We start from the raw sequence: 16,420 nt of genomic DNA, 5'->3' as shown, positions 1-16,420 counted from the left end.
TACGGCGAGGCACGCGAGTCCTCGGCCAAGGCGCCTCCTGCGGCCCGCGGCGTGCAGCGGATCGGCCCGGCGCTCGTGCGGGCCGCCTGCGCCTACGCCGAGCAGGCCGGGGCGCTGCGGTTCGACGCCACCGTCCAGGCCCGCTGGCAGCGCATGTTCCAGCGGCTCGGCTGGCAGCCGGTCCGGCCGGTGACCGTGGCCGGCCGGCCGCACGTGCTCATGCGCTGGCCGATCGGTCGCATCGCGGCGCTCGCCGCGGCGACCAAGCGCCCCCTCGGCGGCCTGCTGCGCGGGCTGGCCCCGGGCGGCCCCGGCTTCGTCGGCGACGACGGCGCCCCGGTGCCCGGCACCGACCTGGTCGCCGCGTGCGATGCGATCCTGCCGTCGATGGTCGAGCGCGACCCGGACTGGGCCGGCTGGTGCGCGGTCCTGGTCAACGTCAACGACCTCGCCGCGATGGGCGCGGCCCCGGTCGGCCTGCTCAACGCGGTCGGCGCGCGCGACGCCGCGGCGGCGGCCCGGATCCTCGGCGGGCTGCGGCGCGCGGCCGCCGCCTACGGCGTGCCGGTCCTCGGCGGGCACACCCAGCTCGGGGTGCCCGCCGCGCTCTCCGCGACGGCGCTGGGCCGCACCGGCCGGCCGGTGCCCGGCGGCGGCGGGCGGCCCGGCCACGCGGTGCGGCTCACCGCCGACCTCGGCGGCGGCTGGCGCCCCGGCTACCACGGGCGGCAGTGGGACTCGACGAGCCACCGGACGGCGGACGAGCTGCGGGCGATGCTCGGCTACGTCGGCGCGGCCCGCCCGGCGGCGGCGAAGGACGTGTCGATGGCCGGCATCGCCGGGACGCTCGGCATGCTCGCCGAGGCGAGCGGCTGCGGCGCCGTGCTGGACGTCGCCGCCGTGCCGCGCCCGGCCGGCGCCACGACGGGGGACTGGCTGACCTGCTTCCCCGGCTTCGCGATGCTGACCACCGGCCCGCACACCGCGGCACCGGCCGGTCCGGCCGTCACGGCGGAGTGCGGCGAGCTGGTGGCCGGCGCCGGGGTACGGCTGCGCTGGCCCGACGGGGAGCTCACGGACGCCGTCGACGGCGCCGTCACGGGACTGGGGGCGGCGGCGTGATCAGGATGGCGGCGGTCGCGGCGCCGTTCGACCGCGACCTGGAGGCCGACTTCGACCGGATCGAGGGGCTGGTCGCCGCGGCCCGGGCCGACGGGGTGCGGCTGCTGGCGCTGCCCGAGGCGTGCCTCGGCGGCTACCTCGCCCACCTCGACGGCGGCGCCGACCAGCCGCCGGCGCTGCGCCTCGACGGGCCGGAGATCGCCCGGCTGACGGCCCTGGCCGGCGACATGGTGGTCTGCGCGGGCTACTGCGAGGACGGCGGTGGCGGGACGCGGTACAACAGCGTCGTCTGCGTCGGCACGGGCCGCGTGCTGGGCAACCACCGCAAGGTGCACCAGCCGCTGCGGGAGAACGCCAGCTACGACTCGGGCGACTCGTTCGCCGCGTTCGACACCCCGGTCGGCCGGCTCGGGCTGCTCATCTGCTACGACAAGGCGTTCCCCGAGTCGGCCCGGTCGCTCGCGCTCGACGGTGCGGAGATCATCGTGTGCGTCTCGGCCTGGCCGGGCAGCCGCACCGGCGCCCCGGACGACCTGGCCGAGGACCGCTGGACCCGCCGGTTCGACCTGTTCGACCGGACCCGCGCGCTGGAGAACCAGGTGGTCTGGCTGTCGGCCAACCAGTCCGGCCGGTTCGGGTCGCTGCGGTTCGTGTGCAGCGCGAAGGTCGTCGACCCGGGCGGCGACGTGCTCGCCACCACCGGCGTCGCGCCGGGCGTGGCGGTCGCCGACGTCGACGTCGCCGGGGCCCTGGCCGCGGCCCGCCGCTCCATGGCCCACCTGCGCGACCGGCGCCCGGATACGTACCGCACCCTCGCACCGTCGATGATGTGAGCCATGGCAGTCACCCGGATCGCCGCCGCGGCGGCACACTTCGGCCGTGACCTCGATTACGACGTCGGGCGGATCGGCAAGCTCATCGCCGACGCCCGGGCCGAGGGCGCCGCGCTGCTGGTGCTGCCCGACGCGGCGATCGGCGGCTACCTCGCCGACCTGCGCCGCCCCGACCCGGAGGCGCTGCCGCCCGCGCTGAAGCCCGACGACCCGGTCTTCGAGCAGATCGCCGCGGCGGCCGGGGACATGGTGGTCTGCGTCGGGTTCTGCGAGGCCGACGGCGACGACCGGTACAACGCCGCGGTCTGCCTCACCGGTACCGGCATCCTCGGCAAGCACCGCAAGGTGCACCTGCCGGCCGCCGAGGGGATCGCCTACCGGGCCGGCGACACCTTCGCCGCGTTCGACACGCCCGTCGGGCGGATCGGCATGCTCATCGACTACGACAAGACGTTCCCGGAGTCGGCGCGCACCCTGGCGCTCGACGGCGCGCAGATCGTCGCCTGCCTGTCGGCGTGGCCGGCGAGCATCACCAACGCGGCCCCGAAGCTGTCGCAGGACCGCCAGTCCCGGCTGTTCGACCTCTACGACTGCGCCCGCGCGGCCGAGAACCAGATCGTGGTGGTGTCGTCCAACCAGACCGGGGCGGCCGGCGGGATGCGGTTCCTCGGCCAGGCCAAGGTGGTCGGGCCGGCCGGGAACATCCTGGCCCGCACCTGGGCCAAGGCCGGGCTGGCGGTGGCCGAGCTGGACGTCGCCGGGGAGATCGCCCACGCGCGCCGGGTGCTGCGGCACCTCGACGAGCTGCGGCCGGCGACGTACCGGACGCACCGATGAGGATCGCCCTGCTCACCTACTCGACCCGCCCGCGCGGCGGGGTCGTCCACACGCTCGCCCTCGCCGAGGCGCTCGCCGCGCTCGGCCACGCCGTGACGGTGTGGACGCTGGGCCGCGGCGGCGACGCGTTCTTCCGGCCGGTCGACCCGCGGGTCCGCCTCGCCGTCGTGCCGTTCCCCGACGTCCCCGGCGAGGAGGTCGGGCCGCGGGTGCTGCGCTCGATCCGGCTGCTGCGCGTGGCGTTCGCGGCGGCCGCCGATGGGTACGACGTCGTGCACGCGCAGGACTGCATCAGCGCCAACGCCGTCGACCGCTGCGTCCGCACGGTCCACCACCTCGACCAGTTCACCACGCCCGAGCTCGCCGCCTGCCACGAGCGGGCGATCGTGCGCCCCTACGCCCACCTGACCGTCTCGGCGGCCGTCGCCGCCGAGCTGCGCGCCGGCTGGGGGATCACGGCGGAGGTCATCCCGAACGGCGTCGACGCGGCCCGGTTCGCCGCCGCCGTCCCGGCCGTCCCTGAGCGCCCGTACCTGCTCACGGTGGGCGGCATCGAGCCGCGCAAGGGCTCCCTGGACCTGCTGGACGCCTACGCGCTGCTGCGCCGCGAACTGCCGGCGCTGCGCCTGGTGATCGCCGGCGGCGAGACGCTCTTCGACTACCGCGCCTACCGCGCCGAGTGGGAGGAGCGCGCCCGCGCCCTCGGCGTCGTGCCGGAGGTGCTCGGCCCGGTCGCCCACGACGACCTGCCGCCGCTGATGGCCGGCGCCGCCGCGTTCGCCTTCCCGTCGACCAGGGAGGGCTTCGGGCTGGCCGCGATGGAGGCCCTGGCGGCGGGCGTCCCGGTCGTCGTGCGCGACCTGCCGGTGCTGCGGGAGGTGTTCGGCACCGCGGTCGGCTACGGTACCGACCCCGCGTCCCTGGCCGCGGCGCTGCTGCGGGCGGTCACGGCACCCGACCCGGCCCGCCGGGCGGCCGGCCGCGCGCTGGCCGCCGCGCACACCTGGCCGGCGGCGGCCGCCCGCCACGTCGAGTTCTACGAGCGGGTCACCGCCGGCCGAAGCCCCCACCGGCCGGTGCCTGCCCGGCCGTGACCGTCGCCAGGACCGTCGTGCCGGCCGTGCCGCCGGTGCCGCCCGTGACGAGGCCACCGACGCTCGTGCCGGTCGCGGTCCCGCCCTGCACGACGGTGTACTGCGCGCCGGTGCTCACGCGCGGGCCGGAGTACACCAGGTTCTGCACCGCCTTGCTCGTCACGAACGTCGCCAGGACCGTGCCGTCCGCCGCCACCACCTGCAGCGTGGTCCCGGCGGCGACCGTCGTGGTGAACGTCGCCGACAGCCAGCCCTGTGCCGACCCGGCGTCCGGGGCGACGACCATGCCGGCGCTGCCCGCGGCGACGAGGGTGCCGCCGCTGACCGTGAAGCTGCCGTTCACGTCGAGCGCGCCGTTGCCGCGCTGGGTCGGGCCGTTCACGACGACGGTGCCGCCGGTGATCTCGGCCGTGCCGTTGGAGTCGAAGCCGTCGCCGCCGGCGTCGACGACGAGCGTGCCGCCGCTGATCGTCGCCTTGTAGGGGCCGACCTCCTCGCCGCCGCCCCGTCCCCCGGAGGTGGTGCCGCCGGCCGCGTTCAGGCCGTCGTCGGACGAGACGACGTGCACGACGCCGCCGGCGACCACGATCGTCGCCGCCTCGATGCCCTCGGTCGAGCGGGTCACGTCGACGGTTCCCTTGTCGATGCGCAGGGTCGTCTCGGCGTGCACGCCGTCGTCGCCGGCGGCGAGGCTCAGGGTGGCGCCGGCGAGGTGGACCGCGCCGTCGCTGTGCACGGCGTCGTCGCCGGCGGCGACCGTGGCGCTGCCGCCCTCCAGCACGGTGACGACGCCCGACTTCAGGCCCTTCGCCTCGGCGTCGTCGGTGGTGACCCGCAGCGTGCCGCCGGTCAGCACGAGGTCGGTCGCGGCGTCGGCCCCGTCGCCGGCCGCGGTGACCGTGACGTCGCCGCCGCGCACGGCGATGTAGCCGGCGGTGGTGTCCTCGGCGTTGTCGGCCTTGAGGCCGTCGCCGCCGGCCGTCACCGCGATCGTCCCGCCGGTCACGACGAGCAGGTCCTTGCCGCGGATGCCGTCGTCGGCGGCGTCGACGGTGATCGTGCCGCCGGTGATGACGAGCCCGTCCTTGCCGGTGATGCCGTCGTTGCCGTTACCGTGCACGGTGAGCGACCCGGCGCCGCCGACGGTGAGGTCGGCCGCGCTGTACAGGGCGGCGTTGACCTCGGCGTCCTCGGCGTACGAGCGGGCGTCCGACAGCGTGTTCGTGCTGCCGTCGGCCAGGATCACCACGAGCGCCTTCGCCGTGGTGGCGGCGATCGCGGCCCCGGTCGAGCTGCTGATCGACGCGCCGTCGAGGACGAGCGTGACGGTGGCATCACCGGCGTCGACGACGACCCGGCCGTCGGTCAGGGTGCCGGTGAGCCGGTAGGTCCCGCCGGCGGTGATCCGCACCGTGCTCCCGTCGACGGAGACCCCGTCGCCGCCAGCGGCGGTCGTGCCCTTGAGCGTGACGGTGACGGCGCCGGCCCCGGCGGACGTGTCGCCGGCCTCGGCGGCCTTGTTCGCGGCGAGGACCGCGGCGGCGCCCTGGGAGGCGTCAGCGGTCGTGGTCGCGGGGGACGGCACCGCGCCCTCGGCGTCCGAGCAGGCGCTCAGGGCGGCCCCGGCGAGGACGAGCGAGGTCACGGCCGCGGCGAGCCGGGTGCGGATGCGCATGGGTTACAGCTCCTCGAGTCGGAAGTGCCGGCGCAGCACCGGCAGCCAGCGGTTGGCCGGCAGCTCGGGCCGCAGTGCGGCGAGGCCGGTGGCGTACTTCGACACCGCGCGGGGCCGGTGCCCGAGCGACCACAGCAGCCGGTCGGCCGGGCCGGCGGCCCGCGCGGACTTGGTCTCCACGACGACCCGGTCCGGCAGCGCGCACGCCGGGCCGTCGGGGCCGCCGGGGCCGCCGGGGCCGCCGGGCAGGACGTCGCCGGGCAGGACCCAGGCCAGCCCGGTGTCGACGGTGAGCCGGCTGCCGCTCGCCGGCAGCAGCAGGGTGCTGCGCTCGTACCGGGTGGTGAGCGTCCGCCGCAGCGCCGCCGTGTCACACGGGACGACCGCCGCCCCCAGCACGGTGCGGGCGTAGGCCCGGGCGTCGGCGTCGCCGGTGTACGGGACGCGGTGCTTCACCGTGACGCCGCGCGGGCCGCGGGTCTTCACCTCGGCGAACCGGTCGCCGGTGTCGCGGTAGGAGCGGATCCGCACCTTGAAGCGGCGGCGGCGCCGGTGCGCCACGCCGAGGTAGCTGTCGAGGGCGGGCGTGTCGAGGTAGTCGGAGCGGTAGCCGAAGCTGCGTCGCCCGTCGATCTCCAGCACGCGCGCCGTGCCGGACAGCCGCTCCAGCAGCACCGGGAGCGTCGCGGCCGGCAGCACGTACTTGCGGTCGACCCGGGTCAGCAGCGCGGCCCGCTCGACGAGGTCGCCGAGCCCGACGGGGGCCAGCTCGTCGAGGAGCGCGGTCACCGGACCGCTCATACCGTGGCCGCGAGATAGCGGACGTCGATCAGCGTGGTGTCGTTGACCAGGTCGACGTGGCGGATCGTCAGGCTCACGACCCGGCCGCCGAGGCGCCGCTCCAGCTCGGCCCGCACGGCCGTCTCGTCGGTCTGCGCGGTGTCCAGCAGCATCGTCTGCTGCCGGTGCCGGCCGAACAGGCGCGGGTGGTCACCGACGTAGAGCGCCGTGACGATGAGGACGAGCAGCGCGGCGGTGAGCCCGCCGAGCGCGGGGGTCAGCCCGCTGAGCAGGCCGAGCGCCAGCGCGCCGAAGTAGTAGGCGATCTCGTGCTGGGCGATCTCGGCGGAGCGCAGCCGGATGATCGACAGCACCCCGAACAGGCCCAGCCCGAGTCCCGCGCCGACCGACGACGCGCCGAGCACCATCGTCGTGCCGAGGACGCCGACATTGACCGCGAGGTAGGCGGTCACCAGGTCCTTGCGCCGGTGCCGGGGGAAGTACACCCCGAACGTCAGCACGGCGATGGCGAGGAGATCGACGCCGATGATCAGCAGGTCGTCCACAGCGGCAGGGGTCCTTCGTCCGGCGTTCAGGTCCTGTTCATCTAGCCGGTCGAAGCTGTGCGCCGCCTGTGTGCCGCCTGCCGGGCAGCTGCGGGGTCAGGACGCCGGGCGGCGGTACAGCCGGCGGGGGATCGTGTAGGCCAGGTCGGCCGCCGTCTCGAAGGCCTCGTCGAGGTCGAGCAGGCGGCGGGCGACCAGCTCGGCCAGGTAGCCCGCGTCGATGCGGCGGGCCAGGTCGTGGCGGGCCGGGATCGAGGCGAACGCGCGCGTGTCGTCGACGAAGCCCGCCGTGCGGTAGAAGCCGGCGGTCTCGGTGACCGCCTGGCGGAAGCGGCGCAGCCCGTCCGGGCTGTCCAGGAACCACCACGGCGCGCCGAGGTGCAGCGCCGGGTAGACGCCGGCGAGCGGGGCCAGCTCGCGGCTGTAGGTGGTCTCGTCGACCGTGAACGCCACCATCCGGAACCGTGGCTGGTGGCCGAACGCCTCCAGCAGCGGGCGCAGCGCGCGGGTGAACTCGGCGGCGACCGGGATGTCGAAGCCGCGGTCCGGCCCGTAGCGCTCCAGGGCCGCGAGCGAGTGGTTGCGCAGGACGCCGGGGTGCAGCTGCAGGACGAGGCCGTCTTCACAGGACATGCGGGCCATCTCGTACAGCATGTGGCCGGCGAACGCCGCCGAGTCCCGCGCACCGACGGCACCGCGGAGGGCGGCGTCGTAGATGCGGGCGGCGTCGGCCTCCGGTAACGGGGTCGTGTCCGCCGACTCGTGGCCGTGGTCGGTGGCGAGCGCGCCCGCCGCGGCGAAGTCGAGCCGCCGTTGCCGCAGCGCCTCCAGGTACCCCCGGTAGCGGCCGGTGTCGGCGCCGGTGAGCCGGCCGAGCTCGGCCACCTCGGCGGCCCACCGCGGGCGGTCCAGGTGCACCAGCGCGTCGGGGCGGAACGTCGGGATCACCTGCTCGCCCCAGCCCTCGGCGGCCAGCCGGCCGTGGGCGGACAGGTCGTCGAGCGGCGAGTCGGTCGTCGCGAGCACCTCGATGCCGAACCGCTTGAACAGTGCCCGGGGCCGGAACTCGGGCTCGGCGAGCCGGGCGGACAGCTCGTCGAACAGCTCGTCGGCGGTCTCCGGCGCCGGCGCCAGGTCGACGCCGAAGACGTCGACGAGCTCGTGGGTCAGCCAGTACCGCGACGGCGTGCCGCGGAAGAGGTGCCAGTGCGCGCAGAACGTCCGCCAGATCTCCCGCGGGTCGCGCTCGGCGCCGACGCCGAGGTCCTCCAGGGGGACGCCGCCGGCGTGCAGCAGCCGGGTCACGTAGTGGTCGAGCGTGATGAACATGCGGGCCGGGTCGGGGAACGGCGCGTCGTCGGCGAGGACGGCGGCGTCGACGTGGCCGTGCATGCAGACGAGGGGCAGCGTCCGGGTCTCCGCGTACAGGGTGAGGGCGATGTCGCGGGCCGTCGGATCGAGCGGGAGGGCGCGGTCCTCGTGCAGCTGCAGGTACCTCATCCGGAGACCTCCGTACAAACGTTTTCATCACTCTGAAGTCAAGCTGGGCAAGCCGTCAAGTCCGCATCGACGAGAGTCTTGACAGAGTTGTGCAAAGGTTTTCAGACTACGTGGGAGCGTTCCACACAGGTTCGAGTGCGTCGCGCAGCGGCGCGTGGGGGGTGTGGGGTGGGAACCCCCCACGGAGCCGCGGGCGAAGCCCGTGGAGCTGGAAACAGCGTGCGTCGCGTAGCGGCGCATGGGGGGTGTGGGGTGGGAACCCCCCACGGAACCGCGGGCGAAGCCCGTGGAGCTAGGAGCAGTGCCCGTGCCCGTCACCATCAAGGACGTCGCCCGAGCGGCGGGGGTGTCGCCGTCGACGGTCAGCCGTGCGCTCACCACGCCGCAGTTGCTGCTGCCCGAGACCCGCGACCGGGTCCAGCGGGCCGTGCAGGAGCTCGGCTACCACCCCAACCGGGCCGCGCGCGGGCTCATCACCGGCCGGACCGGCAACATCGGCCTGATCGTCCCCGACCTCACCAACCCGTTCTTCCCCGGCGTCGTCAAGGGCGTGCAGGAGCGGGCCCACGAGGCGGAGTACTCGGTGTTCCTCGCCGACACCGACGAGCACGCCGCCGCCGAGGCGGACCTGGTCCGCGCGCTCGGCAAGCAGGTCGACGGCATCGTGCTGTGCTCGCCCCGCATGAGCGAGGCCGAGATCCGGGCGGTGGCCGGCGAGACCCCGATCGTCATGCTCAACCGGCGCGTCGGGCGCATCCCGTCGGTGACCATCGACATCGGCGAGGCGACCCGGCAGGCCGTCGCGCACCTGGTGGCGCTCGGCCACCGCGGCGTCGGCTACGTCGCCGGGCCGCGCAACTCGTGGTCCAACCGGGAACGGCTGCGGGTGCTGCGCAGCGCCGCCGCGGGCGCCGGGGTCGAGCTGCGCGAGATCGCCACCGTGGCGCCGAGGTTCGCCGGGGGCGTGGCCGTCGCCGACGTCGTCCTCGCCGCCGGGGTCACCGCCGTGGTCGCCTACAACGACCTGGTGGCGCTCGGCCTGCTCAACCGGTTCGCCGCCCGGGGCGTCTCCGTCCCGGCCGACATCAGCGTCGTCGGCTTCGACGACATCCTGTTCGCGGAGATGGTGAGCCCGGCGCTGACCACCCTCGCGCTGCCGCAGGAGCCGACCGGCCGGGCCGGCGTCGAGCTCCTGCTCGACCTCCTCGAAGACCCCGACCGCGCCGGCAGCGCCCGGCGCGAGCTGTCAGCCCAGCTGATGGTCCGCGGATCCACCGGTCCGGCCCGGACGGCGTGACCCCGCGCCCATGGCGCACACCCTACGAACCGAGAGGAATCCGCCATGTCCTCGACCCGCAGAGAGTTCGTCACGGCCGCCGGCCTGGTCGCGGTCGGCCTGGTGGCCGGCTGTGGCGCGCCGGAGAAGCCCGCCCCGGCGGCCACCGGCGGTACCGTGCCGGACAAGCCGGGCTCGCCGGTGACCCTGAACATCCTCGACGTCGCCGGTAACCTCCAGCTCACCCAGGGCATGATCGACGAGTACGTGTCGAAGAACGGCGGCGTCATCGCCAGGACGACCTACTCCAAGGCCACCTCGCCCGAGCTGGCCGGCAAGGTCAAGGCCCAGCAGGACGCCGGCCGCATCGACATCGACCTGGTGCTCACCGGCGTCGACGGCCTCGCCGCCGGCATCGACCAGGGGCTGTGGCAGCCGCTGCTGCCCACCCACGCCGCCCGGCTGCCCGGCATGCAGGACTACCTGCCGGGTGCCGCCGCCATGCAGAAGCTCGCCGGCGACTTCGGCGTCACCATCACCTACTACCCGTCCGGCCCGCTCATCGAGTACCTGCCGGCCAAGGTGCCCAGCCCGCCGACGACCGCGCAGGGTCTCCTCGACTACGCGAAGGCGAACCCGGGCGCCGTGCAGTACGCGCGGCCGTCCAACTCCGGGCCGGGCCGCACGTTCCTCATGGGCCTGCCGTACCTGCTCGGCGACAAGGACCCCAAGGACCCGGTCAACGGCTGGGACAAGACCTGGGCGTACCTCAAGGAGCTCAACCAGTACGTCACGCTCTACCCGTCGGCGACCAGCGAGACGATGAAGAACCTGGCCAACGGCTCGGCGAAGGTCATCGTGACGACGACCGGCTGGGACATCAACCCGCGCGTGCTCGGCCAGGTGCCGAAGGAGGCCCGCGTCGGCGCCCTGGAGGGCTTCCACTGGGTCACCGACGCGCACTACGCGGTGGTACCCAGGGGCGTCTCGGCCGACAAGCAGAGCGCGATCCTCAACCTCCTCAAGGACATGCTCACCCCGCAGCAGCAGGCGAAGGCCTACGACAAGGGCTACTTCTACCCCGGGCCGGCGGTCAGGAACGTCGAGCTGTCGATGGCGCCGCAGGACAGCCAGCAGGCGATCGCCGACTACGGCCGGGCCGAGTACGCCAAGCTCATCGCCGACCACCCCGTCGAGGTACCGCTGGACGCCAAGGCCCTCGTCGCCGCGTTCGACAAGTGGGACCGCGAGGTGGGCGGCGCGAAGGTGAAGAAATGACCGGCTTCACCGAGCTGCGGCTCGACGGCGTGACCCGGCGCTTCGCCGGGAACGACGCCCTCGCGGGCCTCGACCTGACGATCCGGCGGGGCGAGTTCATCGCCCTGCTCGGGCCGTCCGGCTGCGGCAAGTCGACCGCGCTGAACTGCCTCGCCGGGCTGCTGCCGCTGTCCAGCGGCAGCATCTGGCAGGACGAGCGCCGGCTCGACACCCTGCCGGCCGAGAAGCGCGGCTTCGGCATGGTGTTCCAGAACTACGCGCTGTTCCCGCACCTCACGGTGCGCCGCAACATCGCCTTCGGCCTCCAGATGCGCCGGGTGCCCCGGGCCGAGGTGCGCCGGCGCACCGACGAGGCGATCCGGCTCGTGCGGCTCGAGGAGCACGCCGGCAAGCTGCCCGGCCAGCTCTCCGGCGGCCAGCAGCAGCGCGTCGCGATCGCCCGCGCGGTCGTCCTCGAGCCGTCGCTGGTCCTCATGGACGAGCCGCTGTCCAACCTGGACGCGAAGCTGCGGCTGGAGATGCGCACCGAGATCCGCCGGCTGCACCAGTCGCTCGGCCTCACCACCGTCTACGTGACCCACGACCAGGAGGAGGCGCTGTCGCTCGCCGACCGGCTCGTCGTGCTGCGCGCCGGGCGGGTGCAGCAGGTCGGCACGCCGGAGGAGCTGCACACGAGCCCGGCCAACCGGCACGTCGCCGACTTCATGGGCTTCCGCAACCTGCTGCCGATGCGCGTGGTCAAGGTTGCCGACTCCGGCGAGGTCGTCGTCGAGGCCGACGGTCTGCGCCTGCACGGCACCGCCGTGGGCCGGCTGCAGCCGGGCGACGCGGTGGTGGCCGGGGCGCGGCCGGAGAGCCTGCGGCTGGACGCCACCGAGGGCTTCCCGGCGACCGTGGAGGTGGTGGAGTACCAGGGGCGCGAGGTCGCGGTCGAGGTCGTCACCGGGCAGGGCACGCGGCTGTATGTCCGCACCGCCCAGCGCCCGGCCGTCGGCGACCCGGTGACCGTCCGCACCGACCCGCGGGCGCTGCTGGTGTTCCCCGATGAGTGAGCGTCCGGCGCTGGCCCACCGGCTGGCCGAGCGCGGCGTCGACCGGCAGCTGCTGCTCCTGCTGCCCGCCGCGGTCTTCGTGCTGGTGCTGTTCGTCTACCCGTTCTGCTACGGGCTGGGGCTGTCGTTCCAGCCGGCCGAGGGCGGCCCGCTCGGCGCCTACCGGGCGTTCTTCACCGACCCCTACGAGCGCGACACCGTGTGGACGACCCTGCGACTGTCGCTGCCGGTGGCCCTGCTCAACGTCGGCCTCTCGGTCCCCATCGCGTACCGCTTGCGCGGCCGCTTCCGGGGCAAGCGGCTGCTCACCACGCTGCTCGTCGTGCCGATCACGCTCGGCACCGTGCTCACCGCGCAGGGCCTGCTGAGCTTCCTCGGCCCGACCGGCTGGTTCAACCGGGTCGTCATGGGCCTGGGGCTCACCGACGAGCCGGTCCGGCTCACCCACAACTACTGGGGCGTGTTCCTCTCGCTGCTCATCACCGGGTTCCCGTTCGCGTTCCTGCTCGTGCTGTCGTACCTGTCGGGCATCGACCCCACCCTGGAGCGGGCGGCGGCCACCCTGGGCGCCGGCCCCGCCCAGCGGTTCCGCCGCATCACCCTGCCGCTGCTCGCCCCGGGCCTGGCGACGACGTTCTGCCTGACGTTCGTCCTCGCGTTCAGCGTGTTCCCGTCGGCGGTGCTGGTCGGCGACCCGGCGGGGGAGACCCGGGTCATCTCGATCGCGGCCTGGCACGCCGGCTACGAGCAGTACGACTACGCCAAGGCCTCCGCGATCGCGATCGTCATGGGCCTCGTGGAGCTCGTCGTCATCGCCATCACGCTCGGATGGCGCTCCATGCTGTACACCGGAAGCACGGGAGGCAAGGGATGACCACCACGGCGACCGTCGACGCCGTCGAGGCTCCGGTGCGGGCCCGCCGTGCGGTGCGGGCCACGCCGACCGCCTGGCTGGTGTGGGGCTTTGTGATCTTCTTCTTCGTCAACCTCGCCGGGGTGATCGGCTCGGTCCTGGTCAGCTCGTTCGGCCGGCAGTGGTTCGACACCTGGCTGCCGGACGGCTGGACCGGGCGCTGGTACGGCGAGGCGTGGCGCGACTTCGGGCTGCTGCCCGTGCTCGTCACCACCGTCGAGGTGTCGCTCACCGTCGTGGTCGTGTCGGTGCTCGTCGGCGTGCCGGCCGCGTACGTGCTGGCCCGCCGGCCGTTCCCCGGCCGCCGCGTGCTGTACCTGCTGTTCCTGCTGCCGATCCTGATGCCGCCGATCACCTACGGCATCCCGCTCGCGACCGTGCTGTACAAGTACGGGTTCGCGGGCCACTTCAGCGGCGTGGTCCTGGCGAACCTGGTGCCGTCGGTGCCGTTCGTGATCCTCACGATGACCCCGTTCATCGAGCAGATCGACCCGGCGATCGAGCGGGCCGCCCGCATGTGCGGCGCCGGCACCGGGCAGATCTTCGTGCGGATCCTGGCGCCGCTGCTGGTGCCGGGCATCCTCGCCGCGTCGATCCTGGTGCTGGTCCGCACGGTTGGTATGTTCGAGCTGACCTTCCTCACCGCAGGACCCGACTCCACCACCCTGGTCGTCGCGCTGTACAACTCGATGTCCGCGGCCGGCATCCGCGCGCAGCAGTCCGTCGACGCGATGGCCGTCATCTACACCGGCACCATGCTCGTGCTGCTGGTGCTCGCGCTGCGCCTGGTCAACCCCACGCAGCTCGTCGCCCGAGTCAAGGAAGAACCGGAATGAAGATCGCCGACGTGCGGGTCATCGTGACCTGCCCGGGCCGTAACTTCGTCACCCTGAAGATCGTCACCGACGACGGCGTCCACGGCGTGGGCGACGCGACGCTCAACGGGCGGGAGCTCGCCGTCGCGGCCTACCTGCGCGACCACGTGGCGCCCGCGCTCATCGGGCGCGACGCGAGCCGCATCGAGGACACCTGGCAGTACCTCTACAAGGGCGCCTACTGGCGCCGCGGCCCGGTGACGATGACCGCCATCGCCGCCGTCGACACCGCGCTGTGGGACATCCTGGGCAAGGTCGCCGGCCTGCCGGTGTACAAGCTGCTCGGTGGCCGCTCGCGGGAGGGCGTCACCGTCTACGGGCACGCCAACGCCGCCACCACCGACGAGGTGCTGGCCGAGGTCGCTCGGTACGTCGACCTCGGCTACCGGGCGGTGCGGGTGCAGACCGGCGTGCCCGGCCTGGCCAGCACCTACGGGGTCAGCGGCGACAAGATGTTCTACGAGCCGGCCGACGCGGCGCTGCCGACCGAGAACGTGTGGTCGACCGAGAAGTACCTCGCCCACGTGCCGACGGTCTTCGCCCGGGTCCGCGACGAGTTCGGCCCCACCGTCAAGCTGCTGCACGACGTGCACCACCGGCTCACCCCGATCGAGGCGGCCCGCCTCGGCAAGTCCCTGGAGCCCTACGCGCTCACCTGGATCGAGGACCCGGTGCCGGCCGAGCTGCAGGAGGGCTTCCGGCTGATCCGCCAGCACACCACCACGCCGATCGCGGTCGGCGAGGTGTTCAACACCGTCTGGGACTGCGAGACGCTCATCCGCGAGCAGCTCATCGACTACATCCGGGCCACCGTCGTGCACGCCGGCGGCATCACCCACCTGCGCCGCATCTTCGACCTGGCCGCGCTGCACCACGTGCGCTCCGGCTCGCACGGCGCGACCGACCTGTCGCCGGTCTGCATGGCCGCCGCCCTGCACCTCGACCTGGCCATCCCGAACTTCGGCCTCCAGGAGTACATGCGGCACACCCCGGAGACCGACGCGGTCTTCCCGCACGGCTACCACTACGACGGCGGCTACCTGCACCCGGCCGAGACCCCGGGCCTGGGCGTCGACATCGACGAGGAACTCGCCGCCCGGTACCCGTACCGCCCGGCCCAGCTGCCGGTGAACCGCCTGGAGGACGGCACGGTCCACAGCTGGTGACGGTCCCGGAGCTGCTGCGCATCACGCACCTCGACACCGAGCTGCGGACCCGGCGGTGCGCGGTGCCGGGCCGGATGGTCGAGGAGGCGACCCGGCTGCGGCTCGCCGGCGACTGGGCCGGAGCCTGCGCGGCCGCCGGCATCGACGTCGACGAGACGCTGCTGTGGCGCGCGACGGAGACCGGCGCGGAGGCCCGGGTCGCCGACGACCTGCGGCACCTGGTGCCCGACCTGGTGCGCTGGCACCTGTTCCGGCGGCGGCGCCAGCCGGGCCGGGCCGCCCTTCGCGACCCGGTGGTGCTCGCGACCTACCCCAGGCCGGGCGGCGCCGAACGGTCCCGGCTGTGCGTGACGCCCCCCGACCGGGGCGGCCCGGGCCCGCTGCGGCTCTCGCTCGACGTGCGCCGCACGGCCGACGGCTGGCGGCGCGAGCACCGGCTCGACCGGATGTGCTGGGACGCCCGGGCGGTCGGCGAGCTGCGGCTGCGGTGCGGCGACGCGACCCGCACGGCGTGCTTCCACCCCGACGGCCGGCCCCTGTCCGCAGACGAGCTGCCGGCCTCGCCCGACGGCCTCGACCCGCTGCGGCGGCTGGAGTGGGCGACGCTGCGCTGGGACGCCGGCGACGTCGAGGCGGCCGCCGCCGTGTACGGCCTGGAGACGATCGACGCCCGCCCGGACTGGCACCAGTACCCCGTCGCGCTGGACCGGACCGCCGAGCAGGCCCGCGACTGGTGGGAGACGGCGCCGGACAGCGCGGCGCTGGTGCTGACCCGGTGGGCCGACTGGTCCGCGATGGAGGTCCGCCGCGGCCGGCGCGGTCCGGCGCTGGCCGACTACCGGGAGGAGCACTCCGGCCGCACGACCGGGATGGCCCCGGGGCAGTGGCAGCGGCTGCCCGACTGGGACCTGGTGCGGCTCGGCCTGCTCCGGCCGGATGAGCTGCATCCGCTGGTCCACCGGGCGCTGTTCCCGCTGGCGCCGCCGATCCCGCCGTACACCTGGAGCCCCGACCTCAGCCCGGTCACGATCGCCTGCTCGGGGCGGCGCCACGAGGTCAGCATGGTGGGCGGCCGGCTGCGGTTCGGCCACGACGAGGCGGACCTGGACCGGGAGGAGGCGCTCGCCGCCCTCGGCGGCCCCCGGCAGGGCTGCGCCGCGGCCGGCCGGGCCTGGCACGGCGACGGCACCCTCCCCCCGGAGCTGCACCGGTGGCGGCAGTACCCGTTCGACCTCGCCTTCCACGGCAACCTGGCGGGCCTGGAGGCGCTGCTGGACGCCGGCTTCGACCCGCACGTGCGGGCCGAGGACGGCCGCGGCCTGCTCGACCACGCCCACCACCTGCCCGCCGCGGCCCGCCGGCGCCTCGGGTCCCGCCTGGCCTAGGCCGTGTTTCGTAAGGGCGTCGATGTTGTGGTGTGGCGGTGATCGATAACTGAAGAGGTCTCCGGTAG

Annotated in this window: 15 protein-coding genes; 11 read left to right on the top strand and 4 right to left on the bottom strand. The window is 74.5% G+C overall.

What is annotated here, in order from left to right:
- The 4 genes from ABZS66_RS53355 to ABZS66_RS53340 all read left to right on the top strand — a co-directional run.
- Positions 1-1,122: MSMEG_0567/sll0787 family protein (locus ABZS66_RS53355; protein ID WP_354771212.1), on the top strand; the 1,122-nt coding region annotated here is incomplete at its 5' end.
- A 5-nt stretch (positions 1,123-1,127) separates the two neighbouring features.
- Positions 1,128-1,955, top strand: coding sequence for a carbon-nitrogen hydrolase family protein (locus tag ABZS66_RS53350; protein WP_354771214.1), 828 nt, complete (start codon positions 1,128-1,130; stop codon positions 1,953-1,955).
- Positions 1,956-1,958: 3 nt separating this feature from the next.
- The gene (locus tag ABZS66_RS53345; protein ID WP_354771210.1) at positions 1,959-2,792 is read left to right on the top strand and encodes a carbon-nitrogen hydrolase family protein; all 834 of its coding nucleotides are present in this window, start codon (positions 1,959-1,961) and stop codon (positions 2,790-2,792) included.
- Positions 2,789-3,886 carry an MSMEG_0565 family glycosyltransferase gene (locus ABZS66_RS53340; protein ID WP_354771208.1) on the top strand — a complete coding sequence of 366 codons (1,098 nt, stop codon included), beginning with the start codon at positions 2,789-2,791 and terminating at the stop codon, positions 3,884-3,886. Before ABZS66_RS53345 ends, ABZS66_RS53340 begins: the two co-directional genes overlap by 4 nt.
- Here the strand turns inward: ABZS66_RS53340 and ABZS66_RS53335 are convergent.
- The 4 genes from ABZS66_RS53335 to uxaC form a co-directional block, all read right to left on the bottom strand.
- Entirely contained in the window at positions 3,840-5,561 is a 1,722-nt protein-coding gene (locus ABZS66_RS53335; protein ID WP_354771206.1) for a carbohydrate-binding domain-containing protein, read from the bottom strand. The two genes, ABZS66_RS53340 and ABZS66_RS53335, sit on opposite strands and share 47 nt — an antisense overlap.
- Before the next feature lie 3 nt (positions 5,562-5,564).
- Positions 5,565-6,350: a polyphosphate polymerase domain-containing protein gene (locus tag ABZS66_RS53330; protein WP_354771204.1), complete on the bottom strand. Its 786-nt coding sequence runs from the start codon at positions 6,348-6,350 to the stop codon at positions 5,565-5,567.
- Positions 6,351-6,358: 8 nt separating this feature from the next.
- Positions 6,359-6,907: a DUF4956 domain-containing protein gene (locus ABZS66_RS53325; protein WP_354771202.1), complete on the bottom strand. Its 549-nt coding sequence runs from the start codon at positions 6,905-6,907 to the stop codon at positions 6,359-6,361.
- Between the two features lie 96 nt (positions 6,908-7,003).
- Positions 7,004-8,407 (bottom strand): glucuronate isomerase, encoded by a 1,404-nt coding sequence (uxaC, locus tag ABZS66_RS53320; protein ID WP_354771200.1) that lies wholly within the window; start codon positions 8,405-8,407, stop codon positions 7,004-7,006.
- Positions 8,408-8,714: 307 nt separating this feature from the next.
- Between uxaC and ABZS66_RS53315 the strand changes: the two genes are divergently transcribed.
- From ABZS66_RS53315 to ABZS66_RS53285, 7 genes are read left to right on the top strand one after another with little or no spacing between them, the layout of a single operon-like run.
- Positions 8,715-9,704 (top strand): LacI family DNA-binding transcriptional regulator, encoded by a 990-nt coding sequence (locus ABZS66_RS53315; protein ID WP_354771198.1) that lies wholly within the window; start codon positions 8,715-8,717, stop codon positions 9,702-9,704.
- 45 nt (positions 9,705-9,749) lie between these two features.
- The gene (locus tag ABZS66_RS53310; protein WP_354771196.1) at positions 9,750-10,961 is read left to right on the top strand and encodes an extracellular solute-binding protein; all 1,212 of its coding nucleotides are present in this window, start codon (positions 9,750-9,752) and stop codon (positions 10,959-10,961) included.
- Positions 10,958-12,013, top strand: coding sequence for an ABC transporter ATP-binding protein (locus ABZS66_RS53305; protein WP_354771194.1), 1,056 nt, complete (start codon positions 10,958-10,960; stop codon positions 12,011-12,013). The genes ABZS66_RS53310 and ABZS66_RS53305 overlap by 4 nt, the downstream gene beginning before the upstream one ends.
- Positions 12,006-12,887, top strand: coding sequence for a sugar ABC transporter permease (locus ABZS66_RS53300; protein WP_354771192.1), 882 nt, complete (start codon positions 12,006-12,008; stop codon positions 12,885-12,887). Before ABZS66_RS53305 ends, ABZS66_RS53300 begins: the two co-directional genes overlap by 8 nt.
- A complete protein-coding gene (locus ABZS66_RS53295) occupies positions 12,884-13,762 on the top strand; it encodes an ABC transporter permease subunit (protein WP_354771190.1) in 879 nt (292 codons plus the stop codon). Before ABZS66_RS53300 ends, ABZS66_RS53295 begins: the two co-directional genes overlap by 4 nt.
- Positions 13,759-14,967 carry a D-mannonate dehydratase ManD gene (gene manD / locus ABZS66_RS53290; RefSeq protein ID WP_354771188.1) on the top strand — a complete coding sequence of 403 codons (1,209 nt, stop codon included), beginning with the start codon at positions 13,759-13,761 and terminating at the stop codon, positions 14,965-14,967. The genes ABZS66_RS53295 and manD overlap by 4 nt, the downstream gene beginning before the upstream one ends.
- Positions 14,964-16,352: a hypothetical protein gene (locus ABZS66_RS53285; protein ID WP_354771186.1), complete on the top strand. Its 1,389-nt coding sequence runs from the start codon at positions 14,964-14,966 to the stop codon at positions 16,350-16,352. Before manD ends, ABZS66_RS53285 begins: the two co-directional genes overlap by 4 nt.
- The last annotated feature ends 68 nt before the right edge of the window (positions 16,353-16,420 follow it).

This window comes from Dactylosporangium sp. NPDC005572 (assembly GCF_040605515.1).
Lineage (GTDB): Bacteria > Actinomycetota > Actinomycetes > Mycobacteriales > Micromonosporaceae > Dactylosporangium.
This window is presented reverse-complemented; position numbering and strand designations above follow the sequence as displayed.

Bases quoted from the DNA above. Each gene is read 5' to 3' on its own strand.
- ABZS66_RS53340 (WP_354771208.1), top strand. From the start codon at position 2,789: ATGAGGATCGCCCTGCTCACCTACTCGACCCGCCCGCGCGGCGGGGTC.
- uxaC (WP_354771200.1), bottom strand. From the start codon at position 8,407: ATGAGGTACCTGCAGCTGCACGAGGACCGCGCCCTCCCGCTCGATCCG.
- ABZS66_RS53300 (WP_354771192.1), top strand. From the start codon at position 12,006: ATGAGTGAGCGTCCGGCGCTGGCCCACCGGCTGGCCGAGCGCGGCGTC.
- ABZS66_RS53345 (WP_354771210.1), top strand. From the start codon at position 1,959: ATGGCAGTCACCCGGATCGCCGCCGCGGCGGCACACTTCGGCCGTGAC.
- ABZS66_RS53305 (WP_354771194.1), top strand. From the start codon at position 10,958: ATGACCGGCTTCACCGAGCTGCGGCTCGACGGCGTGACCCGGCGCTTC.
- ABZS66_RS53335 (WP_354771206.1), bottom strand. From the start codon at position 5,561: ATGCGCATCCGCACCCGGCTCGCCGCGGCCGTGACCTCGCTCGTCCTC.
- ABZS66_RS53350 (WP_354771214.1), top strand. From the start codon at position 1,128: ATGGCGGCGGTCGCGGCGCCGTTCGACCGCGACCTGGAGGCCGACTTC.
- ABZS66_RS53295 (WP_354771190.1), top strand. From the start codon at position 12,884: ATGACCACCACGGCGACCGTCGACGCCGTCGAGGCTCCGGTGCGGGCC.
- ABZS66_RS53310 (WP_354771196.1), top strand. From the start codon at position 9,750: ATGTCCTCGACCCGCAGAGAGTTCGTCACGGCCGCCGGCCTGGTCGCG.
- manD (WP_354771188.1), top strand. From the start codon at position 13,759: ATGAAGATCGCCGACGTGCGGGTCATCGTGACCTGCCCGGGCCGTAAC.